The organism is Nocardioides sp. BGA-UO-ETr-FS32, from assembly GCF_059567905.1.
This window is the reverse complement of record NZ_JCAQOX010000016.1, coordinates 51,607-72,879: the sequence shown is the minus strand read 5'-3', so window position 1 is coordinate 72,879 and position 21,273 is coordinate 51,607. Positions and strand designations below refer to the sequence as shown.

Below are 21,273 nucleotides of genomic sequence, written 5' to 3'. Positions count from 1 at the left end.
ATTCACGCGGTGCCCGACACCCGCCCCCGCCGTACGTTCGCCGTCATCAGCCACCCCGACGCGGGCAAGTCCACCCTCACCGAGGCCCTCGCGCTGCACGCGCGGGTGATCACCGAGGCCGGGGCCGTCCACGGCAAGGGCGACCGGCGCGCGACGGTGTCCGACTGGATGGCGATGGAGAAGGCCCGCGGCATCTCGATCACGTCCGCGGCGCTGCAGTTCGTCTACCGCGACCACGTGATCAACCTCGTCGACACCCCCGGCCACAGCGACTTCTCCGAGGACACCTACCGCGTGCTGTCCGCGGTCGACTCCGCGGTCATGCTGGTCGACGCCGGCAAGGGGCTCGAGCCGCAGACCCTCAAGCTGTTCAAGGTCTGCGCGCTGCGTGGCATCCCGGTCATGACCGTCATCAACAAGTGGGACCGGCCCGGCCTGTCGGCCCTCGAGCTGATGGACCTCATCCAGGAGAAGATCAGGCTGCGGCCCACTCCCCTGACCTGGCCCGTGGGCGAGGCCGGCGACTTCCGCGGCGTGATCGACCGGCGCACCGGCGAGTTCGTGAAGTACACCCGCACCGCCGGCGGCGCCACCCGGGCACCCGAGCGCCGGATGGCACCCGACGAGGTCGAGGAGGCCGACGCCCTCGCGTGGGCCACCGCGGTCGAGGAGCACGAGCTGCTCGAGCTCGACGAGGCCGACCACGACCAGGACCGCTTCCTGGCCGGCGAGACCACCCCGGTCATGTTCGCCTCCGCGCTGCAGAACTTCGGGGTCGCCCAGCTCCTCGACCTGCTCCTCGACATCGCGCCGGACCCCAGCCCGACCGAGGGCGTCGACGGGTCCGTGCGCAAGGTCGAGGACGACTTCAGCGCGTTCGTCTTCAAGGTCCAGTCGGGCATGAACAACGCCCACCGCGACCGTCTGGCCTATGCCCGTGTCGTGTCGGGGACCTTCGAGCGCGGCATGGTGGTGACCCACGCCGGCAGCGGGCGCCCGTTCGCGACGAAGTTCGCCCAGTCGGTCTTCGGCCGCGACACCGCCGCCGTCGAGAGCGCCGAGCCCGGCGACATCATCGGCTTCGTCAACGCCCAGGCCCTGCGCGTGGGCGACACCGTCTACGTCGGCGACGCGATCGAGTACCCGCCGGTCCCGAGCTTCGCGCCCGAGCACTTCGTCACCGCCAGCGCCGGCGACATCAGTCGTTACAAGCAGTTCCGCCGCGGCATCGAGCAGCTCGACCAGGAGGGCGTGGTGCAGGTGCTGCGCTCGGACCTGCGCGGCGACCAGAACCCCGTGCTCGCGGCCGTCGGCCCGATGCAGTTCGAGGTCGTCGAGGACCGGATGACCAACGAGTTCAACTCCCCCATCCGGTTCTCCCGCCTCGACTACCAGGTCGCCCGCCGCACCGACGCGGCCGGCGCCGCCGCCCTGGCGGGCAAGCGCGGCGTCGAGGTGCTCGAGCGCAGCGACGGCACCCGCCTGGCCCTCTTCGTCGACCAGTGGCGCGCCCAGGTCACCGCGCGCGACAACCCCGACATCATGCTCGAGGCACTCCCCGCCGGCGGCAGCTGAACGGACGCGGCGGGCAGCCGACCGGCAGCCGCCCGCCGCGTATCGTCGACAGGGTGACCCCCGCCCCCACCTCGACCCTCGCACTGGACGGCCGCTTCGCCCGCGAGCTCCCCGAGCTGGCCCTGCCGTGGCAGGCCGTGGACACCCCCGAGCCCCGGCTGCTCGTCCTCAACGAGCCGCTCGCCGACGAGCTCGGCCTCGACGCCGCCTGGCTGCGCGGCGACGGCCTCGGCCTGCTGACCGGCACCCGGCCTCCGGAAGGCGCGACCCCGGTCGCACAGGCGTACGCCGGGCACCAGTTCGGCGGCTACTCGCCGCGGCTCGGCGACGGGCGCGCCCTCCTGGTTGGCGAGCTCGTGGACCCGTCGGGCCGGGTGCGCGACCTGCACCTCAAGGGCTCCGGCCGTACGCCGTTCTCACGCGGCGGTGACGGGCTCGCCGTGGTCGGCCCGATGCTGCGCGAGCACCTCGTCAGCGAGGCGATGCACGCCCTCGGCATCCCGACCACCCGCAGCCTCGCGGTCGTCGCCACCGGCCGTTCCGTGCAGCGCGAGACCCTGCTGCCGGGCGCGGTGCTGGCGCGCGTCGCGAGCAGCCACCTGCGCGTCGGCAGCTTCCAGTACGCCCGCGCCACCGACGACCTCGACCTGCTGCGCCGCCTCGCCGACCACGCGATCGCCCGCCACCACCCTCAGGCGGCCGAGGCGGACAACACCGCCCTCGCCCTCTTCGAGGCCGTCGTCGCCGTCCAGGCCGGGCTGGTGGCGCAGTGGATGCTCGTCGGCTTCGTCCACGGCGTGATGAACACCGACAACATGACGATCTCGGGCGAGACCATCGACTACGGCCCGTGCGCCTTCATGGACGCGTTCGACCCCGCCACCGTCTACAGCTCCATCGACACCGGCGGGCGCTACGCGTACGGCAACCAGCCGGTCGTCGCCGAGTGGAACCTGGCGCGCTTCGCCGAGGCGCTTCTCCCCCTGCTCGCCGACGACCAGGAGGCCGCCGTGGCGCTGGCGGTCGAGTCGCTCGGCGCCTTCCGCGAGCGCTACTCCGCCGCGTGGTCGGCCGGGATGCGCGCCAAGCTCGGGCTCCCCGAGGGGCTCGACGAACCGGTGGCGTCCGCGCTCGTCGCGGACCTCCTCGCCCTGGTGCAGGCCGACCACGTCGACCACACGTCGTTCTTCCGCAGCCTCGGCGCGGCTGCCCGCGGCGACGCCGAGCCGGCGCGCGGGATGTTCCTCGACCTCGCCGGCTTCGACGCGTGGGCGGAGCGCTGGCTGGCCGTGGGTCCCGACCCGGCCGCGATGGACCGGGTCAACCCGGCGTACGTCCCCCGCAACCACCTCGTGGAGGAGGCGCTCGACGCGGCGACCGCCGGCGACCTCGAGCCCTTCGACCGGTTGCTCGCAGTCGTCTCCGCGCCCTACGACGAGCGCCCCGACCTGGAGCGCTACGCCGCGCCGGCGCCCGACTCCTTCGCCGGCTACCAGACCTTCTGCGGCACGTAGGCGGACCGGCGTGGCCACGTGACGGAGGACCAGGAGCGCCGGGCGGCCGACGCGGCGATGCTGCCGATCGTCGCCTCGCTCGGTCCCGCCGGCGTGCTGGGGGCGCACTGGCTGCCCGACCGCGCGGGCACGCCCGTGGTCTGGATCCGGACGGCCACCGAGGCGGGCCGGGTGGCGGTGGAGTCGTACGCCTGGGTGCGGCCGCAGGTGCAGGTCCTCCTCGCCCGGCTCGGGCTCCCTCCCGAGAAGGTGCTGGCCCTGAGGCTGGAGGTCACTTCGGCGGAGGCCGAGGACCGGCTGTTCGAGGAGTGACGGGTCAGGCCCGCCGGATGCGGATCGGACCCTTCGCGGTCGAGGGGTCCACCACGTGGCCGGCCTGGGTGATCTCGACCTCCCCGCGGTCGACGAGGCGGCGGGCCGCCCGCCGGGCCGGCTCCATCAGGTCGCGCCAGGAGTCCTCGTCGCCCACCGCGCGGGCAGCATCGGACGGGCAGATGGTGGCCGTACGGGCGCGCTGGGCGAGCAGGTCGAGGATGGCCGACTCGAGCCGTCGGTCCACGTCGGAGACGCCGCGCTGTGTCATGTCGACCAGTGTGCCCGGCGTGACCTCACCCTCATCTCCTGGCGCACGGGCATAGTGGGCGTCCGCGCCCCGTTGGGCCGGACGTACGTGAATCCCCGTCGGAAGGTCCTGTCATGCGCGCACTCGTCCAGCCCCGGTTCGGCGACCCGGCCGAGGTCCTCTCGGTCCAGGAGGTCCCCGACCCGCAGCCCGGTCCGGGCGAGGTGCTCGTCCGGGTGCTGCTCTCCCCCATCCACAACCACGACCTGTGGACCGTGCGCGGCAGCTACGGCTTCAAGCCCGAGATGCCGGCGCGCGCGGGCACCGAGGCGGTCGGCGTGGTCGAGGCCCTGGGCGAGGGACTGGACGGGCTGACGGTGGGCCAGCGGGTCGCGACCGGCGGCAGCTTCGGCGCGTGGGCCGAGCTCATCGTGGCCCCCGCCGCGGGGCTCGTGCCGGTGCCCGACCAGGTGAGCGACGAGGCGGCGTCCCAGCTGGTGTCGATGCCGTTCAGCGCGATCGCGCTGCTCGACTTCCTCGAGGTGTCGGAGGGTGACTGGATCGTCCAGAACGCCGCCAACGGTGCTGTCGGCCGCCTCGTCGCCCAGCTCGCCGCCGCCCGCGGCGTCCACGTCCTGGGGCTCGTCCGCCGCGCGGACGGCGTCGAGGAGCTGCGCGAGCAGGGCATCGAGCGGGTCGTCGCGACCGACGACGACGGCTGGCGCGACCGCGTGCGCGAGATCGTGGGCGACGCCCCGATCGTCGCGGGCGTCGACTCCGTCGGCGGCAGCGCCGCGGGTGACGTGGTGTCGCTGCTCGCCGACGACGGCGTGCTCGTCGTCTTCGGCGCGATGGCCTCCCCCACGCTGGAGATCTCGTCGGGCGACGTGATCTTCAAGCAGGTCTCGATCAAGGGCTTCTGGGGCAGCAAGGTGTTCGCCGCGATGTCACGCGAGAAGCGCGCCGCACTCATGGGCGAGCTCGTCACGGGCATCGGCTCCGGGGCCCTGACCCTCCCCGTCGAGAGGGTCTACGGCCTCGACGAGATCGCCGACGCGGCGCGTGCCAACGGTGAGCCCGGGCGGCGCGGCAAGGTGCTGCTGCGTCCCTGAGCTGGGCAGGTCACTCCCCGGTGAGCTCGGCGTAGCCCGCTTCGTGGTGCAGGCGGGCCATCAGGGCGATCCCCTTGTCGCTCAGGTGCTCCAGGTCCTCGAACATGCCACGCTCCCTGGGGTCCTGCATGCCGTCCGGGCCGTTGAACGCCCGATTGACCGCGACGAAGGTGCCGCCCGCCTGCCTCGTCACGTCGCGCACGATGTCGGTCACGGTCGCGAAACCCCTGACGCAGGCTTCAGCGGTGCCGGCCGCGACGTAGTTCGACATCACGGGGATGTAGAGGTCGCGGGTGCGCAGCGCGCTGGGCCGGCCGTTCCTGACGTAGCTGATCTCGGACAAGATGTCTCGCCACAGCTGCTCGTAGGCCGCCATGTCCCGTCTGCCGGTCCGTGTCGGTGGCCGCGTCCCGTCGGGGTAGATGTAGCAGTCGTTGATGTCGCTCTCCCACACCAGACCGCTCGGACCTCCCCAGACCGAGATGACCTCCGCCTCCCGCACAGCCTCGCGTTGCGGGTCGCCCTCGGTCCTGAGGTGCTCCAGCAGGATGCTGCCCGACTGCATGCCGACGGCGAAGTCATGGACCTCGACCTCCACACCCTCGTCGCGCCGGATCAGCTCGGCCCAGGCATCCGCGAGTCCCCACCCCGAGGAATCCGCAAGCACGACCAGGTCCCACGTCTCGGTCGGCGTCCCGGGAGCCGACGTCGCGCCGCCCGCTGCCGTTCCTCTGTCCTCGTCCGACGCGCCCTGGCACCCGGCGAGTGCCACGACCATCAATGCTGCCGCTGCGACAGCCACGCCTCGTCGCGTCACCACGACACCACCCCCTGATTCAGCGGACACGGCCAGTCCACGCCGCCGCAGATCTCACGGCCAGAGGCGAAGGACACTTCTTGCACATGGGTATGAGCGGCCACCGACGACCAACGCTTGACCTTGACGCAGCGTCAAGGCTGCACGCTCGAGGCATGACCACCGAACCAAGAGCCACACCCACCTCCCCACCCGCGATCGAGGTCGTCGACCTCGCCAAGTCCTTCGGCGATCACAAGGTCCTGCGCGGTCTCGACCTGACCGTCGCGCCGGGCACCGTCCACGCCCTCCTCGGCTCCAACGGCGCCGGCAAGACGACCGCCATCAGGATCCTGTCCACCCTGCTGCGGGCCGACGGCGGTCGCGCCGCGGTCGACGGGCACGACGTGGCCACCGAGGCGGCCCGCGTACGCGAGGCGATCAGCCTGACCGGGCAGTTCACCGCCGTCGACGACGTGCTCACCGGGCACGAGAACCTCGTGCTGGTCGGCCAGCTCCGCCACGTCGCGGACCCGGCAGCCATCGCCGACACCATGCTCGCCCGCTTCGGGCTGACCGAGGCCGGGGACCGGCGCGCGGCGACCTACAGCGGCGGCATGCGGCGCCGCCTCGACATCGCGATGAGCCTGGTCGGCGACCCGTCGGTGCTCTTCCTCGACGAGCCCACGACGGGCCTCGACCCCGAGGCCCGCCTCGAGGTCTGGCGGACCGTCCGCGAGCTCGCCGACCAGGGGACGACCATCCTCCTCACCACGCAGCACCTCGAGGAGGCCGAGCAGCTCGCCGACCGGATCTCGATCCTCCACGGCGGCCGCATCATCGTCGAGGGCACGCTCGAGGAGCTGAAGGCGCTGCTGCCGCCGGCGAGGGTCGAGTACGTCGAGAAGCAGCCCTCGCTCGAGGAGATCTTCCTCTCCGTGGTCGGGAGGGCGTCGTGAGCACCGTCGTGACCGACACCGTCGTGCTGACCCGGCGCTCGCTGCGCCACGTCCTGCGCAGCCCCGACACGATCGTCACCACGGCGATCACCCCCATCGCCATGCTGCTGCTCTTCGTCTACGTCTTCGGCAGCGCGATCGACACCGGCACCGGTCCCGAGGTGTCGTACGTCGAGTACCTGCTGCCCGGCATCCTGCTCATCACGGTCGCGTCCGGGGTCGCGTACACGTCCTACCGCCTCTTCCTCGACCTCCAGAACGGCTTCCTCGACCGGCTCCGCTCGATGCCGATCGCGCGCTCCGCAGTCCTGTGGGCCCACGTCCTGACCTCGCTGGTGGCCAACCTCGTCTCGCTCGCCCTGGTCGTGCTGGTCGCGGTCGCGATGGGCTTCCGGTCCGGCGCCGGGCCCGTCGCGTGGCTGGCCGTGCTGGGGATCATGGTCCTCTTCACGCTGGCGCTGACCTGGCTCGCCGTGGTCGCCGGCCTCGCCGCCAAGTCACCGGACGGCGCCGGCGGGTTCGCCTACCCACTGCTGTTCCTGCCGTTCCTGAGCTCTGCCTTCGTGCCCACCGACGGCATGCCCGGCCCCGTGCGCTGGTTCGCCGAGCACCAGCCGGTCACCTCGATCGTCGACACCATCCGTCACCTCTACGCCGAGCAGCCCCTCGGCGACGACGTCTGGACCGCGCTTGCGTGGTGCGTCGGCCTGCTCGTCCTGGCCTACGCTCTGGCCATGCGCTCCTACCGTCGCCGTACGAGCGGGTGAGCGGTGCTGACCATCAGCCAGCTCGCGGCGTACGCCGGGGTGACCGTCCGCGCGGTGCGGCACTACCACGCGAAGGGCCTGCTCCCCGAGCCCGACCGCGACCACTCCGGCTACCGCAGCTACGACGCCGCCGCGGTCGTGGCGCTCATCCGGATCCGTACGCTCGCCGAGGCCGGCGTACCGCTCTCCCGGGTGCAGGAGTTGCTGGACGCCGACGACGAGGCCTTCGCGGCGGCGGTCGAGGAGGTCGACCGCCGCCTGCGCGCGGAGATCCGTGAGCGCCAGCGGCACCGCGGGCGGATCGCCCGGCTGGCAGCCGGCGACAGCCTCGCCCTGCCGCCGGAGGCCGTCGCCTACCTGCAGCGACTGCGGGAGGTGGGTGTGGAGGAGCAGGTGGTCGAGGCCGAGCGCGACGCCTGGATCCTTGTCGCGGCCCAGCTGCCGGACCAGATGCCCTCCTACATGGCGTCGAAGAACGCGCAGCTCGACGACCCAGGGGTGCTCGCGATGTACCGCGAGCTGGCCGACGTGGTGACGTGGCCTGCCGAGGACCCACGGCTCGACGCCGTTGCAGACCGGCTCACCACGGAGCTCGAGGCCGTGCCCGACGATGCCTGGGGCCAGGGCGACCTCCCCGACGAGCTGGCAGACCTCCTCGACGCGGTGTTCGTGGACTCGGTGCCGGGCGCGCGCCGCATCCTGCGCCGCCTCGAGCACAACGGCTGGACCGGCTGGACCAACGTGCGCCGGATCGCGCCCGGCGGGTGACCCCGGTCAGCCGACCTGCATCTCGCCGAGCTCGTTCCAGCCGTCCTGGTCGACCTCGGTGCTGACGATGTCGGGAGTGCGGGCCAGGTAGGGCGGCAGCTCGGCCTGTGCGGCCTTGAAGTGGTCCGAGCCGACGTGCGCTCCGCCCGCCTCACCGTCGCGGAACGCCTCGACGAGGACGTACTGCTGCGGGTCGTCGAGGCTGCGCGACCACTCGAACCACAGGCACCCCTCCTCGGCGCGGGTGGCCTCGGTGAAGGCCCGCGAGATCTCGGGCCAGTCGTCCGCGTGCTCGGGCCTGACCTGGAACCTGGCGGTGATGAAGATCAACGTCTCTCTCCTTCGTGGTGTTGCGACCGGACGGGTCCGACCCTACGAAGCAGCCCCTAGGCTGGCGCTGATCGCCATGCCCCAGAACCCTTCCCGCACCCGCCGGCTGCTGCTCGTCGTCGACGCCCCGTCCCTGCTGCACCGCAACCACCACGCCCGCTCCCACACCGGCCTGCGCGACCGGCAGGGCCGGCCCATCTGGGCGCTGCACGGGATGCTGCGCCAGATCCTCGAGTCGATCGACTCCTTCGCCCCCGACGCGGTGCTCTTCGGCCTCGACGACCGCACCGGGTCGGTGCGGCGCGACCTCTACCCCGACTACAAGGCCGGGCGCGCGGAGAAGGACCCGGAGCTCGTCGACCAGCTCGACCGGGCGGCTGCGCTGCTCGACGCGCTCGGCCTCGCCACCATCACCCCGCCCGGGCTCGAGGCCGACGACGTCAACGCGTCGGGAGCGACCTGGGCGACGGCCAACGGCTGGGACTGCGTCATCATCACCTCCGACCGCGACGCCTTCGCCCACATCAGCCACCACACCCGGGTGCTGCGCCTCATCGACGGCGGCATCCACGGTTCTCCGATGCTCAACCCGGCCCGCCTGTTCGACATGTACGGCGTCCGCCCGGCCAACTACCTCGCCTTCGCGGCGCTGCGCGGCGACTCCTCCGACAACCTGCCCGGCGTGCAGGGCATCGGGGAGAAGACCGCGGCGATCCTGCTCGACGTCGCCGGGTCGATGGACGCCGTCTGGGCCGACATCGACCACGAGGAGGGCCGCAACCTCCTCGCCGCCCTCGACGACTGGGCGGCCGAGACCGGCGGACGTCGCGTCGGTGCCACGGTCGTACGCCGCCTGTCCGCGGAGGGCGCGCGCGAGCGCTACGAGTTCAACGTGCAGATGATGTCGGGACGTGACGACCTCGACCTCGGCCTGACCCCCGACGTGCCGGGCTCGCGCGGTCTGCTGCCGCTCGACCTCGACCGGGTCACCCGGGTGGTCGGCTTCCTCGACAACGACTTCACCACCGACTTCGCGGTGCGGGTGCTGACCAGCCCGCCCGCGTCAGGCTGACTGCTCCCCCGCCCCCCGGCCCGCGGCCCGGTCCAGCCGGGCGCGGAGGCGTACGACCTCGTCCTCGAGCTCGAGCACCCGCGCGATGCCGGCGAGGTTGAGCCCGTCGGCCAGCAGGTCACGGATCCGCTCGAGTCGTTCGACGTCGTCGGCGCTGTAGAGCCGCGTCCCACCGGCCGTGCGGTCCGGCCTGAGCAGGCCGCGCCGCTCGTAGACGCGGAGGTTCTGGATCTCCATGGACACCATCGCGGCCGCCACGGAGATGGCGTAGACACCGTGGTCGCGGGCGGCCATGGGTCCTCCTCGGGTCCTCAGGAAAATTCTCGGGTCGGGGCTTGATCCTGCCTCATCGAATGACTATAAAAAACCTGTAACCACAAATACAGGTCGTGGACCGGAGAGGTCCACCCGACAGATCCAGGAGGACACGATGCTGCTGCGAACCACCGACCCGTTCCGTGACCTCGACCGGCTCACCCAGCAGCTGATGGGCACCACCAACCGCCCCGCGGTCATGCCGATGGACGCATGGCGCGAGGGCGACCGCTTCGTCATCGAGTTCGACCTGCCCGGCGTCAGCGCCGACAGCATCGACCTCGACGTCGAGCGCAACGTGCTGACCGTGCGGGCTGAGCGGGTCCCCCGCAACGGCGACTGGGAGCCGCTGGCGTCCGAGCGTCCCCGCGGCGCCTTCAGCCGCCAGCTCGTGCTCGGCGACAACCTCGACCTCGACCGGATCGAGGCGGCGTACGCCGACGGCGTGCTGCGCCTGGTCGTGCCGGTCGCGGAGAAGGCCAAGCCCCGCAAGATCGAGATCTCGCAGTCCGGGTCGAGCCGCTCTGGCGACCGCGCCGAGCTCACGGCCTGATCCCTCACCCCCGGGGTCGCGCGGACCGCAGCCCTTGCGCAGTGTGCTGCGGCCGCGCGACCGCACGCTAGGACGCCCGCTCCCCGACGGGATCCGCCTCCTGGTGGAGGTCCAGCGACATCAGGCGGGCCGCGAGGTCCACCGCGGGACCGAGGAGCAGGATCACCGCGAGCGTCCCCACGCCGACGGTTGCGCCGAGCAGCCAGCCGCCCAGCGCTCCCCCGCCCTGCACCAGGCTGTAGCTCCACCTGAACGGCACCGGAGGGTCCCACGCGAGAGCAGCCGCCTCCGCGGGCCCCGCCCCGGTGTGGCTCCCGAGGTAGAGCGCGATCCCGACCGCCAGCACCGGGAACGCCGCGACGAGCAGCGCCAGTCGCCACCCGAGCGCGTCCGGCGTCGCCAGCAGGTCGAGCACGACGGACACCGTCACGCCGACCAGCACGACCTGGACCACCGTCCCGATGCCCGGGTAGACCTTCCGCAGCGCGGCGAGCGCCACCAGCACGACGCCGACGACCAGGTTCATGATCCAGAAGTCGACCCCGGTCGTGATGGTCAGGCCGTTGACGAACGTCGAGTACCCGTCGGAGCCCAGGTCTGCCGCGAGCAGCAACGCCACCCCCGTGCCGAGCACGAGGCATCCGACGAGGAGCATGACCGTACGCCGGGGACTGGGGATCACGGCGCAAGCATCTCAGGCGCCGGGAACGACAGGACCCCCCACGGCAGTGCCGTGGGGGGTCCCGGTGCGTGTCAGCCGTGTCAGACCGTGGTGGTCGGCGTCGGGGTGGGGGTCGGCGTGGTGGCCGCCTCCTCCGCCTCGCACGTGGCGAGGCGCTCCTCGGCCTTGGCCAGGCGCTGCTGCTGGGCGCGCTTGGTCACCTTGGTCTCGTCGCGGACGTCCTTGGCCTTGGAGAGGGCCTTGCGAGCGAGCGCCTTCTCACGGCCGGCCTCGGCCTGCTCGACGACCTTCTTGGCCTTCTTGACCTTGGCCTGCTGGCGCGCGAAGACAGCGGTCACGCGCTCGAGGGCCTCCTCGGCCTTGTCGACCTTGGCCTGCTGCGAGGCGCAGGGCACCGTCTCGGTGGTGTCGTCGGCGGTGGCCGACGGAGCGACCGCGAAGCCGGCGAAGGCGATCGCAGCGGTGGCCGCGAGACCGCAGAATCGGGTGGAGACAGACATGGAGTTCCTCCTGGTAGCGGCGTGGCCTGACTCGCCACGCCTCTTCACCACTACAGCGCCGGACGGGCCCGGACTGTTACGCACGTGACTCGCCGGCGAACACTCGGCGACCCCTCGCCGAACCCGGCGACGGCTGTCTTCCGCCGACCGCGGCGTCCGTCGTAGGTTGGCGAGACCCCCACCCGGAAGGTGTTCCCATGCGTACTCGGCCCACCCGCCTCGCCCTCGCCGCTGTCGCGGCCCTCGCCCTCACCGGCCTCACGGCTCCCCTCAGTGCACCCGCCGCGGCCGGCCCGCACGGAAAGATCGGACAGCACAGCACGCCCGGCGAGGTCCGCTTCGCGACCTTCAACGCCTCGCTCAACCGCAACGCCGCCGGACAGCTCGTCGCGGACCTCTCCACCCCCGGCAACGCGCAGGCCGCAGCGGTCGCCGAGACCATCCAGCGCACGAACCCCGACGTCGTGCTGGTCAACGAGTTCGACTACGTCGAGGACGGCCGCGCCGCCGAGCTGTTCCGCGACAACTACCTCGAGGTGGGGCACAACGGCGCCGCGCCCGTCGACTACCCCTACTACTTCGTCGCCCCCAGCAACACCGGTGTCCCGAGCGGGTTCGACCTCAACAACAACGGGGCCGTCGGCGGCGGCGACGACGCGTTCGGCTTCGGCCTCTTCCCGGGCCAGTACGGCATGGTCGTCTACTCCAAGTACCCCATTGCCACCGACGACGTCCGCACCTTCCAGCACTTCCTCTGGAAGGACATGCCGGGCGCTGTTCTCCCGGACGACCCGGCCACGCCCGCGCCGGCGGACTGGTACTCCCCCGCGGAGCTCGACGTCTTCCGACTCTCGTCGAAGTCGCACTGGGACGTGCCGATCCGGATCCCCGGCCGCAAGCCGGTCCACTTCCTCGTCTCGCACCCGACGCCGCCCACCTTCGACGGCACGGAGGACCGCAACGGCAGGCGCAACCACGACGAGATCCGCTTCTGGGCCGACTACGTGAGCGGCGGGCGCGCCGCGGCCTACATCTACGACGACGAGGGCGGCACCGGCGGCCTCGGCCGCGGGCAGGACTTCGTCATCGCCGGCGACCAGAACGCCGACCCGTTCGACGGCGACTCCTACGACGACGCGATCCTCCAGCTGCTCGACCACCCACGGGTACAGGACCCGCACCCGACGTCGGCCGGCGCCGTCGAGGCGGCCGCCCGCGACGGTGGCGCCAACCTGACCCACACCGGCCCGGCCGCCGAGGACACCGCCGACTTCGCCGACTCCCTGCCCAACAACCCCGGCAACCTCCGCGCCGACTACGTCCTGCCCAGCGAGCGCCTCGCGGTGCAGGACTCGGGCGTCTACTGGCTCACGTCGTCCGACCCGCTGTTCACGCGACTGGTGGGCACGTTCCCGTTCCCGGCGAGCGACCACCGCCTGGTCTGGGTCGACGTACGCACCGGGAGGGCGCACGGCCGCTGACCCACGCAGCCGTTTCGCCGAGGGGCCGGCGGACGTTCACCTGACGTCCACCCGCCGGTCCCTCGGTGGGCCACCCGGGTGAGAAGAGTCGGACCTGTCCGTCCGACCTCAGATCTCCGGAGTCCCCCCATGCCGCACAGCCCGACCCCGAGCCCCACCCGCACCCTCCTGCCGATGGCCGGCCAGACCCACGGCAACCGCAGCGCCGTGACGTGCCACCTGCGCTGCGGCGACGCCTGCTTCCAGGCCGTGCCCAACACGACCGAGACCTCCTACTTCCGCGACATCGCCGCCTCGGTGCTGAGCCGTCGCTCGGTCGTCGGCACCGGTCTCTCGGTGGCGGCACTGACCGCCCTGCCGGTGGCGCAGGCGGCGGCCGCCCCGGGCGGCGCCAGGCCCGGCGCCGGCGGCCCGGGCTCCGGGGGCCGGCTGCCGTTCAGCCCCATCGCACCGGTCGGCGCGACCGTGGACGACGTGACCGTCCCCGCCGGCTACCGCTGGGACACCATCCTGCGCTGGGGCGACCCGATCCTGGCGGGCGCGCCGACCTTCGATCCCGCCGACCAGTCCCCCGAGGCGCAGGCCGGCCAGTTCGGCTACAACAACGACTACCTCGACATCATCGAGACCAACCGCGCCGGCACCACCGCGCTGCTCGTGTGCAACCACGAGTACACCAACGAGGGCATCATGTTCCCTCCCGGCACCGACCCGGAGACCGTGATCCGTACGGCGTGGGCCGCGCACGGCATGTCCGTCGTCGAGCTGACCCGCCGCAAGCGCGGCGATGTGTGGACGTACGTCCCGGGCGCGCGCCTCAACCGACGCATCACCCTCGACACCACGTTCGCCGTCGACGGCCCTGCCGCCGGCTCCGACCTGCTGAAGACGAAGGCGGACCCGACCGGCCGCGTCGTCCTCGGCACGCTCAACAACTGCGCGGGCGGCACGACGCCGTGGGGCACGGTCCTGTCGGGCGAGGAGAACTTCAACCAGTACTTCCGCGCCACGGGGACGGACCCGAAGGAGAAGCGGTACGGCCTCTCCGCCACCCAGGACTCGCGCAACTGGCGCTCGCTCGACCCGCGGTGGGACGCCACCACGGACGACTACCGCAACGAGCCGAACCGCTTCGGCTGGATCGTCGAGCTCGACCCGAGCGACCCGACCTCCACCCCCGTGAAGCACACCGCGATGGGCCGCTTCAAGCACGAGGGCGCCACCGTCGTGGTGAACCGCGACGGCCACGTCGTGGCCTACATGGGCGACGACGAGCGCTTCGACTACGTCTACCGCTTCGTCTCCCGCGACCGGATGCGCCCCGGCAGCAGCGCGAAGGCGCGCCGGCACAACCTCCGCCTGCTGAGCGAGGGCGACCTGTCGGTGGCCCGCTTCACCGGCGACGGGCTCGACGACGGCGTCAGCGACGGCAGCGGCGAGTGGCTTCCGCTGACCCGCGACGGGCAGTCCGTGGTCCCCGGCTTCACCACCGAGGAGGTGCTCGTCTACACCCGTCTGGCCGCCGACGCCGTCCAGCCGACCAAGATGGACCGCCCCGAGGACGTCGAGCCCAACCTGCGCAACGGCCGCATCTACGTCGCCTGCACCAACAACACCGACCGCGGCAAGGTCGGCAAGGAGGGGCCGACCGAGCCCAACCCGCGCCCGGCCAACAAGGACGGCCACGTCGTCGAGATGATCCCGACGGCCGGTGACCACACCGCCGCCACGTTCGGCTGGAACCTGTTCCTGATCTGCGGCGACGAGGCGTCGGCCGGCCGCTACTTCGGCGGGTGGGAGGGCCCGGTGTCGCCGATCTCGTGCCCCGACAACGTCGCGTTCGACAGCGTCGGCAACCTCTGGGTCTCCACCGACGGCCAGCCCGGCGCCATCAACCTCGACGACGCGCTGTTCAAGGTGCCCGTCGAGGGCCCCGAGCGCGGCCACGTCCAGCAGTTCCTGGCGGTGCCGTCCGGCGCCGAGACGTGCGGTCCGGTCATCCGCGACCGCGAGGACTCGGTGTTCGTCGCAGTCCAGCACCCCGGCGAGGACGGCTCCTGGGCCGCACCCCAGTCGCGCTTCCCCGACTACGTGCCGGCCGGAGCCACCGCCGGCTCCGGTGAGTTCGCCGGCCCGCGACCGTCGGTCGTGCAGGTGACGCGCGCCTGAGTGTCTGAGGATCGTGGAGGTTCCGAGCCAGCAGGTGGCTCGGAACCTCCACGATCTCCGATCAGGCGTTGCCGTCGACGAAGCGGCCGTCGGGCGTGACGGGGTTGTCCTCGTTGATGGCTGCGACGGCCTCGGTGAGCTCGGCCTCGGCGAGCGGACGACGGTGGTCGAGGTGGACGCCAGCGATCATGCAGCGCACGGAGCCGCCCGCCAACTCGATCGTGGGGATGTCGACGGCGACGATCTCGCAGGACTGCTCGATCGTGGCGACCTGGTCGGCGCTCAGTGAGCGCTTCGCCCGCGCCGACATCGCCATGACGTAGCGACGCCTGCCGTCGGCCGTACGCCCGCACAGCTCGACCGCGTTGCCGGCGAACTCGCGGATCTGCTCCTCGGTGAGCTCGATGATCGTGCGGCCGGTGACGGCGAGCCGCTCGCGCACCTGCTGGCGGCGGTGCTCGTCGGGGATCATCTCGAGCGCGATCATCGCGACGTCGGTGCCGATGCAGGCGATGACGTTGGTGTGGTAGACGGGCACGCCGTGGGAGTCGACGGCGTCGAAGGCCATCGGCTCGTAGTTGAAGTCGGTGCAGAAGCGCTCGAGCACGGCGATGTCGGCGCGGTGGCTGCGGGCGGTGTAGGCGACCCGCGACACGTGGTCGAGCACCATCGCGCCCGTGCCCTCGAGGAAGATGCCGTCCGGCTCGAGGCCGGAGTAGTCGACGATCGCCTGCACGCGGTACTCCGACTTGAGCATCTCCAGGACGTCGGCACGACGCTCGTGGCGGCGGTTGGAGGCGTACATCGGGTAGACGGCGACGGTGCCGCCGGCGTGCGTGGACACCCAGTTGTTGGGGAAGACGCTGTCGGGGCGGGTGTGGTCGTCGTCGTCGAAGACGTGGACCCGTACCCCGACCGCGCGCAGCGCCTCGGCGAGCGCGTCCATCTCGGCCAGCGCGTGGGCCGCGGTCGACTCCTGGGACTGCCCGGCGGGGACGTCGGACTGGAAGGCGTTGTCGGCCGCCGTCGCCGGGTTGGGGACGAAGCTGGTCGCGCGGATGAGGATGACTGCGGAAGGGGCCTGGGCACTCACGGGAGGAATGTAGCGGCCCCGACGGCCTCGGCCACCAACGCTGCCACGTCGCCCGGATCGCGTGTGATCGCGGCCTCGTAGCAGGTCAGCTCGGTCTGCACCCAGCCCGGCACGTCGGCCTCGCTCCACAGCCCGCAGGGCACGACGCCGCGCTCCTCGACGAGGGCGACGACACGCTCGTTGACCTCCTGGGGCGTGCCGGGCGCGTAGGCGAGGAAGGTCGCGATGTGCGGGACCTCGGGGAAGGTCCGGATCCCGCGCTCGCGGAGCGCGGCCGCGAGGTCGATCGCCCAGGCGCGGTAGGCGCCGAACCGCTCCACTCCGTCGCGTAGGCCCATCAGTCCGCCGACGGCGGCGGTCGTCATCGAGAAGATCGTGCCGCCCATCCGCTGGCGCCACGACCGCAGCTCACCGGCGAGGTCCTCGGGGCACACGACGAGCGCGCCGCTCGAGGCGCCGAGCCCCTTGTAGAGCGAGACGTACATCGAGTCGAACAGGTCGGCCGCTTCCGCGAGCGTGCGCTCCCAGTGGGGCACCGACTCCCAGATCCGGGCGCCGTCGGCGTGCAGCGGCACCCCGCGCTCGCGCGCCGCTGCGGACAGCTCGACGAGCTCGTCCCACGTCGGGAGCAGGCAGCCGGCGTCGCGCAGCGGCAGTTCGACCAGCGCTGCGCCGAGGCGTCCGCCGATGCGGGCGAGGGCCTCGGCCGTGGGCGTCTCCCGACCGGTGGTCAGCCACTCGAGCTCCAGGCCGAGCACCCGGCGCGGGCCGTCCTGCTCGTGGTGGACCAGGTGGGACAGGTCCGGCAGGGCGACGCGTCGCGAGCCCGAGCGGTCGCACCACGCGCGCAGGGCGGCCTGCTGGGCCATCACGCCGCTGGGGAACATCACGGCGGCCGGCTTGCCGAGCAGCTCGGCGACCTCCGCCTCGAGCTGCGCCACCGCCCCGCCCTCGCCGTAGCGGTCCCACGCGACGTCGTGCTCCTCTGCGTACGCCGCGAGGTCGCGGAACATCGCCGCGGGCGTCGACGGCGCGCGCCAGAAGATCGCCTCGGCGGAGGCCGATGCGGCACGGAAGCGGTCGCGGAGCTCGCTCACGCGGACGTCAGGCGTGGCGCTTGAACCAGTACGTCGTCTCCGGACCGGGGATCACCTGCACCAGCTCCCAGCCGTTGACCCCGAGGGTGGACAGCAGGTCCTCCCACGACTCGGTGCCCTCGACCAGCGCCTCCGGGTCGGCGTTGTAGCCGCCGACCTCCACGTTGCCCTGGTCGTCGACGGTGATCTCGAGGTGCGCCCATGAAGCCATGCGGCGATCCTGCCATGCCGACCCTCGGGCCGGTCAACGACCGAGCTGCCACTCCCCCAGCACCTGGCAGCTCCCCCACTCCCACCACGCGAGCTGGAGCCGGTCGAGGACGACGTCGACGGGCACCACGTCCGCGAGCAGCCGGGCGGTCGAGGTGAGGTCGACGGTGGGATCCACGGCGTCCGAGGCCGCGTCGACGGTGAGGTGCGGGCGTACGTCGTCGAACTCCCCGCCGTACGGCGGCCAGTCGGGAAAGGCGGCCACGAGCCGGGCGGTGAGGTCGCGCAGCGCGTCGTCGGGGTCCGGGACGAGGTGGATGATCCCGTTGGGGAACTGCGCGAGACGCTCGAGGCGTACGGCGACCGGTGCCGTCGCTGCGGCGATCGCGCCGACCCGGTCCAGCGTCTCCCGCGACGGTGCCGGGTCGAAGGGTCCGAGCGCGGTGATGTGCGCGTGCCCGAACCGTGGGTCGCGCGACACGAACCCACCGTCGTAGTGCGCCGTCCGGGCACGCACCCAGACCTCCAGCGCGGGCACCGGGAGCTGGAGGACGGAGTGGCCGGGCACGCGGCAAGACTGGCAGGCCCGCCGTGGACGGACGTCACTAGGCTGGTCCGGCCATGGACCAGTCGTCGCGCATCGCCCCGCCCTCACCCGACATCGCCGCCCTCGCGCGGCAGCGCCTGGCCGCGCTCGCCACGCCCCCGGGAGCCCTCGGCCGGATCGGTGAGATCGGCGCCTGGGTCGCCGCGGCGCAGGGCGAGGTGCCGCCGCGTCCGCTGACCGACGTACGCCTCGTGGTGTTCGCCGGTGACCACGGCGTCGCCGCGCACGGGGTCTCGGCCTACCCCGCCGCCGTCACCGAGGCCATGGTGCGCACGATCGTGGCGGGACAGGCCGGTGTGTCCGCGCTGGCCCGCGAGCACGACGTACGGGTGAGCCTGCTCGACGTCGCGGTCGACGCGGACCTGTCCGACCTGCCGGCCGAGGTCACGGCACGCAAGGTACGTCGTGGCTCGGGCGCGATCCACCTCGAGGACGCGCTCACCCGCGACGAGGTCGAGCGCTCCCTGGCGCTGGGTGCCGTGGTAGCGGGCGAGCACGTCGACGACGGCGCACAGCTGCTGATGACCGGCGACCTAGGCATCGGCAACACCACGCCGGCCGCCGCGCTCGTCGCGGCCCTCCTCGGCCTGCCCGCCGACGAGGTCACCGGCCGCGGCACCGGCATCGACGACGACGGCTGGATCCGCAAGCGCGACGTCGTGGCAGCCGCCCTGACCCGGACCGAGGGCCGCGCCGAGGACCCGGTCGACCTGCTCGCCGCGCTCGGCAGCGCCGACCTCGCCGCGGCCGTGGGCTTCCTGGTCGAGGCGTCCGCCCGGGGCGTGCCGGTGCTCCTCGACGGTCTCATGTCCGTGGCGTGCGCGGTCGTCGCGCAGGCGGTCGCGCCCGGTGCGGCCGCCTGGTGGGTCGCCGGCCATCGCTCGACCGAGCCCGCGCAGGCCCACGCCCTCAAGTCGCTGGGCCTCGAGCCCCTGCTCGACGTCGGCATGCGCCTCGGCGAGGGCTCCGGCGCCGTGGCTGCGTTGCCCGTCCTCCGCTCGGGCGTCGCCGTGCTGCGCGACGTGGCGCTGCTGTCCGACATCCTGCCGGGCTGAGGACGTGCTCCTGCGCGACGCGTGGCTCTTCGGCACGGGCACGCTGACGGCGGTACGCGTCCCGCCGCCCAGCGTGGTGGACCGCAGGGTCGCCGGGCTCGGGATGGCGCTCGCGCCGCTCGCCGCGCTGCCCCTCGGGTTCGCCGCGGCGGCGATCGTCGTGCTGGCCGACCTGGTCGGCATGCCGCCGCTCCCCACGGCGTACGTCGTCGTGCTCGCGCTCGCCCTCGGCACGCGGGCGTTCCACTGGGACGGGCTCGCCGACACCGCCGACGGGCTGACCGCGTCCTACTCCCCCGCCCGCTCGCTCGAGGTGATGCGCACCGGACCGGTTGGTCCGGCTGGCGTGGTCGCCGTCGTGCTGGTGGCAGGCCTGCAGGCGGCGGGCCTGCAGGCGGTCGTGCGCCACGAGCACGCCTGGTGGGTGGTCGGGCTGCTGGTGTGCGCCTCGCGCGCATCGCTGGCCCTCGCATGCGTACGCGGTGTGCCCGCAGCGCGACCCGACGGTCTCGGCGCCACCTGCATCGGCGCAGTGCCCGTCGTCGGGGCGATCGCGACGCTGGTGCTCGCCGCCGTGGCGGTGGCCCTCTCCGGCCGCGGGCTCGACGCCCAGTGGTCGCTGCTGCTGGGGCTGGTGGCGATGGTGGCCGTCGTGGTCGCACTGCTGCTGCGGTGCGTACGCCGTCTCGGCGGGATCACCGGGGACGTGCTCGGCGCGGCGGTGGAGGTCTCCTTCGCCGTGCTGGTGCTGGCAGCGGCGACTGCCTGAGCAGGCTCTGACAGGATGCGCGCCATGCGGATCCTGGTCACCGGCGGCGTGCGGTCCGGCAAGTCGACCCACGCCGAGGAGCTGATCGGCGGTGCCCCCGCCACCTACGTCGCCACCGGTACGCCGCCCGACCGCGAGCAGGACCCCGACTGGGCGGCCCGGATCGACGCCCACCGTGCCCGTCGCCCCGACTCGTGGGGAACCGTGGAGACGCAGGACCTCGCCGGCGTGCTGGCCGGGGCCCGCGACCCGCTGCTCGTCGACTGCCTGGGCACCTGGCTCACCGCGGTCATCGACGCCGCGGACGCGTGGGACCACGACTCCGATGCCGTCCACGACCTCGTGCTCGCCCGTACGGACGAGGTGGTCGACGCGCTCGGCCGGTGCGAGCACGACGTCGTGCTGGTGACCAACGAAGTGGGCCTGGGCGTGGTGCCCGAGCACCGCTCCGGTCGGCTCTTCCGCGACCTGCTCGGACTGGTGAACCAGCGCGTGGCGGCCGCGTGCGACGAGGTCCACCTGGTGGTGGCCGGCCGCGTCCTGCGGCTGTGACCGACCACGACGAGGTCGTCCGCCTCTACGGCCCGTGGCGTCCCCGTACGCCCCGCGACGCCGCCGCCCTGCTCGAGGGCTATCCGCGCCAGTGGTGGATCGCCGGCGGCTGGGCGGTCGAGGTGTTCACTGGCGTTCCTCGGCCGCACGACGACGTCGACCCGAGCATCCTGCGCTCCGACGTCCACGACCTGCGTCGTCACGTCGCCGGGCGTCTCGACGTCTGGCAGGCGGACAGCGGCACCCTGACGCCGGTCGTCGACGACTCGGACTCCTTGACCGAGACGTGCGAGAACCTCTGGCTCCGACGGAGCGGCGGCGACCCGTGGGAGTACGACGTCATCCTGATGAGCGCGACGCCGACGACCTGGACCTACAAGCGCGACGCCAGGATCAGCCGCCCGCTCGACGACATCCTGTGGACCCTCGACGGCATCCGCTACCTCCGGCCCGAGGTGCAGCTGCTGCACAAGGCGCCCGGCCTGAGGCCGAAGGACCAGCTCGACTTCGAGGCGTGCGCGCCGATGCTGGACGTCGAGGCTCGCGGGTGGTTGCGGTCGGCGCTCGAGCTGGCGCACCCCGGGCACGCCTGGCTCGCCGGCCTCTAGCCTGCCGGGTCGCTCGTCGAGCAGCTCGTCCCTCTTCGCTGGTCGAGCAGCTCGTCCCTCTTCGCTGGTCGAGCAGCTCGTCCCTCTTCGCTGGTCGAGTAGCCCGCGAGGAACGAGCGGGCGTATC

General features: G+C 72.6%; 25 protein-coding genes. 15 read left to right on the top strand and 10 right to left on the bottom strand.

The annotated features are described in order from the left end of the window. The first annotated feature begins 9 nt into the window (after positions 1 to 9). From AC57BS_RS18060 to AC57BS_RS18050, 3 genes are read left to right on the top strand one after another with little or no spacing between them, the layout of a single operon-like run. On the top strand, positions 10 to 1,575 hold the full coding sequence (locus AC57BS_RS18060; RefSeq protein WP_496412832.1) for a peptide chain release factor 3: 1,566 nt from the start codon (positions 10 to 12) through the stop codon (positions 1,573 to 1,575). A gap of 53 nt (positions 1,576 to 1,628) precedes the next feature. Next, a complete protein-coding gene (locus AC57BS_RS18055) occupies positions 1,629 to 3,089 on the top strand; it encodes a protein adenylyltransferase SelO (protein WP_496412831.1) in 1,461 nt (486 codons plus the stop codon). Positions 3,090 to 3,107: 18 nt separating this feature from the next. Then, positions 3,108 to 3,401, top strand: coding sequence for a hypothetical protein (locus AC57BS_RS18050; RefSeq protein ID WP_496412830.1), 294 nt, complete (start codon positions 3,108 to 3,110; stop codon positions 3,399 to 3,401). Between the two features lie 4 nt (positions 3,402 to 3,405). On the opposite strand, the gene AC57BS_RS18045 is transcribed toward AC57BS_RS18050, so the two are convergent. Further along, on the bottom strand, positions 3,406 to 3,672 hold the full coding sequence (locus tag AC57BS_RS18045; RefSeq protein ID WP_496412829.1) for a DUF3253 domain-containing protein: 267 nt from the start codon (positions 3,670 to 3,672) through the stop codon (positions 3,406 to 3,408). 113 nt (positions 3,673 to 3,785) lie between these two features. On the opposite strand from AC57BS_RS18045, the gene AC57BS_RS18040 reads away from it, so the two are divergent. After that, positions 3,786 to 4,763 (top strand): zinc-binding dehydrogenase, encoded by a 978-nt coding sequence (locus AC57BS_RS18040; RefSeq protein WP_496412828.1) that lies wholly within the window; start codon positions 3,786 to 3,788, stop codon positions 4,761 to 4,763. A 10-nt stretch (positions 4,764 to 4,773) separates the two neighbouring features. Here the strand turns inward: AC57BS_RS18040 and AC57BS_RS18035 are convergent, their stop codons facing one another. After that, the gene (locus AC57BS_RS18035) at positions 4,774 to 5,565 is read right to left on the bottom strand and encodes a hypothetical protein (protein ID WP_496412827.1); all 792 of its coding nucleotides are present in this window, start codon (positions 5,563 to 5,565) and stop codon (positions 4,774 to 4,776) included. A 170-nt stretch (positions 5,566 to 5,735) separates the two neighbouring features. On the opposite strand from AC57BS_RS18035, the gene AC57BS_RS18030 reads away from it, so the two are divergent. Genes AC57BS_RS18030 through AC57BS_RS18020 form a run of 3 tightly spaced genes read left to right on the top strand, consistent with a single transcriptional unit; the run spans position 5,736 to position 8,053 of the window. Next, entirely contained in the window at positions 5,736 to 6,518 is a 783-nt protein-coding gene (locus tag AC57BS_RS18030) for an ABC transporter ATP-binding protein (RefSeq protein ID WP_496412826.1), read from the top strand. Continuing rightward, positions 6,515 to 7,285: an ABC transporter permease gene (locus tag AC57BS_RS18025; protein WP_496412825.1), complete on the top strand. Its 771-nt coding sequence runs from the start codon at positions 6,515 to 6,517 to the stop codon at positions 7,283 to 7,285. The genes AC57BS_RS18030 and AC57BS_RS18025 overlap by 4 nt, the downstream gene beginning before the upstream one ends. A gap of 3 nt (positions 7,286 to 7,288) precedes the next feature. After that, positions 7,289 to 8,053, top strand: coding sequence for a MerR family transcriptional regulator (locus AC57BS_RS18020; RefSeq protein ID WP_496412824.1), 765 nt, complete (start codon positions 7,289 to 7,291; stop codon positions 8,051 to 8,053). 6 nt (positions 8,054 to 8,059) lie between these two features. Here AC57BS_RS18020 and AC57BS_RS18015 read toward each other — a convergent pair whose 3' ends face one another. Continuing rightward, positions 8,060 to 8,383, bottom strand: coding sequence for a putative quinol monooxygenase (locus AC57BS_RS18015; protein ID WP_496412823.1), 324 nt, complete (start codon positions 8,381 to 8,383; stop codon positions 8,060 to 8,062). Between the two features lie 76 nt (positions 8,384 to 8,459). On the opposite strand from AC57BS_RS18015, the gene AC57BS_RS18010 reads away from it, so the two are divergent. Then, positions 8,460 to 9,455 carry a 5'-3' exonuclease gene (locus AC57BS_RS18010; protein ID WP_496412822.1) on the top strand — a complete coding sequence of 332 codons (996 nt, stop codon included), beginning with the start codon at positions 8,460 to 8,462 and terminating at the stop codon, positions 9,453 to 9,455. Here AC57BS_RS18010 and AC57BS_RS18005 read toward each other — a convergent pair. Beyond that, entirely contained in the window at positions 9,447 to 9,749 is a 303-nt protein-coding gene (locus AC57BS_RS18005; protein ID WP_496412821.1) for a MerR family transcriptional regulator, read from the bottom strand. The genes AC57BS_RS18010 and AC57BS_RS18005 overlap by 9 nt on opposite strands. A 136-nt stretch (positions 9,750 to 9,885) precedes the next feature. Here AC57BS_RS18005 and AC57BS_RS18000 point away from each other — a divergent pair, with 136 nt between their 5' ends. Next, positions 9,886 to 10,323, top strand: coding sequence for an Hsp20/alpha crystallin family protein (locus AC57BS_RS18000; RefSeq protein WP_496412820.1), 438 nt, complete (start codon positions 9,886 to 9,888; stop codon positions 10,321 to 10,323). A gap of 67 nt (positions 10,324 to 10,390) precedes the next feature. Here the strand turns inward: AC57BS_RS18000 and AC57BS_RS17995 are convergent, their stop codons facing one another. Beyond that, entirely contained in the window at positions 10,391 to 11,005 is a 615-nt protein-coding gene (locus AC57BS_RS17995) for a DUF6198 family protein (RefSeq protein WP_496412819.1), read from the bottom strand. Positions 11,006 to 11,085: 80 nt separating this feature from the next. Next, positions 11,086 to 11,505, bottom strand: coding sequence for a hypothetical protein (locus AC57BS_RS17990; RefSeq protein WP_496412818.1), 420 nt, complete (start codon positions 11,503 to 11,505; stop codon positions 11,086 to 11,088). 197 nt (positions 11,506 to 11,702) lie between these two features. Here AC57BS_RS17990 and AC57BS_RS17985 point away from each other — a divergent pair, with 197 nt between their 5' ends. Then, positions 11,703 to 12,986, top strand: coding sequence for an endonuclease/exonuclease/phosphatase family protein (locus AC57BS_RS17985; RefSeq protein ID WP_496412817.1), 1,284 nt, complete (start codon positions 11,703 to 11,705; stop codon positions 12,984 to 12,986). Between the two features lie 129 nt (positions 12,987 to 13,115). After that, positions 13,116 to 15,155 (top strand): PhoX family protein, encoded by a 2,040-nt coding sequence (locus AC57BS_RS17980; RefSeq protein ID WP_496412816.1) that lies wholly within the window; start codon positions 13,116 to 13,118, stop codon positions 15,153 to 15,155. A gap of 61 nt (positions 15,156 to 15,216) precedes the next feature. On the opposite strand, the gene ctlX is transcribed toward AC57BS_RS17980, so the two are convergent. The 4 genes from ctlX to AC57BS_RS17960 are packed head-to-tail and all read right to left on the bottom strand — an operon-like array spanning position 15,217 to position 18,123. Further along, positions 15,217 to 16,248: a citrulline utilization hydrolase CtlX gene (gene ctlX / locus AC57BS_RS17975; RefSeq protein WP_496412815.1), complete on the bottom strand. Its 1,032-nt coding sequence runs from the start codon at positions 16,246 to 16,248 to the stop codon at positions 15,217 to 15,219. Then, positions 16,245 to 17,345 (bottom strand): threonine aldolase family protein, encoded by a 1,101-nt coding sequence (locus AC57BS_RS17970; RefSeq protein WP_496412814.1) that lies wholly within the window; start codon positions 17,343 to 17,345, stop codon positions 16,245 to 16,247. Before AC57BS_RS17970 ends, ctlX begins: the two co-directional genes overlap by 4 nt. A 7-nt stretch (positions 17,346 to 17,352) precedes the next feature. Beyond that, positions 17,353 to 17,556, bottom strand: coding sequence for a hypothetical protein (locus tag AC57BS_RS17965; RefSeq protein WP_129456469.1), 204 nt, complete (start codon positions 17,554 to 17,556; stop codon positions 17,353 to 17,355). Positions 17,557 to 17,589: 33 nt separating this feature from the next. Then, complete coding sequence (locus AC57BS_RS17960; protein WP_496412813.1) at positions 17,590 to 18,123, bottom strand: 2'-5' RNA ligase family protein; 534 nt, start codon at positions 18,121 to 18,123, stop codon at positions 17,590 to 17,592. 53 nt (positions 18,124 to 18,176) lie between these two features. Here AC57BS_RS17960 and cobT point away from each other — a divergent pair, with 53 nt between their 5' ends. The 4 genes from cobT to AC57BS_RS17940 are packed head-to-tail and all read left to right on the top strand — an operon-like array spanning position 18,177 to position 21,146. Then, positions 18,177 to 19,217 (top strand): nicotinate-nucleotide--dimethylbenzimidazole phosphoribosyltransferase, encoded by a 1,041-nt coding sequence (gene cobT / locus AC57BS_RS17955; protein WP_496412812.1) that lies wholly within the window; start codon positions 18,177 to 18,179, stop codon positions 19,215 to 19,217. Between the two features lie 4 nt (positions 19,218 to 19,221). Next, positions 19,222 to 19,986, top strand: coding sequence for an adenosylcobinamide-GDP ribazoletransferase (locus AC57BS_RS17950; protein WP_496412811.1), 765 nt, complete (start codon positions 19,222 to 19,224; stop codon positions 19,984 to 19,986). 24 nt (positions 19,987 to 20,010) lie between these two features. Beyond that, entirely contained in the window at positions 20,011 to 20,538 is a 528-nt protein-coding gene (cobU, locus tag AC57BS_RS17945; protein ID WP_496412810.1) for a bifunctional adenosylcobinamide kinase/adenosylcobinamide-phosphate guanylyltransferase, read from the top strand. Continuing rightward, the gene (locus AC57BS_RS17940) at positions 20,535 to 21,146 is read left to right on the top strand and encodes a hypothetical protein (protein ID WP_496412809.1); all 612 of its coding nucleotides are present in this window, start codon (positions 20,535 to 20,537) and stop codon (positions 21,144 to 21,146) included. The genes cobU and AC57BS_RS17940 overlap by 4 nt, the downstream gene beginning before the upstream one ends. Positions 21,147 to 21,273 lie beyond the last annotated feature (127 nt).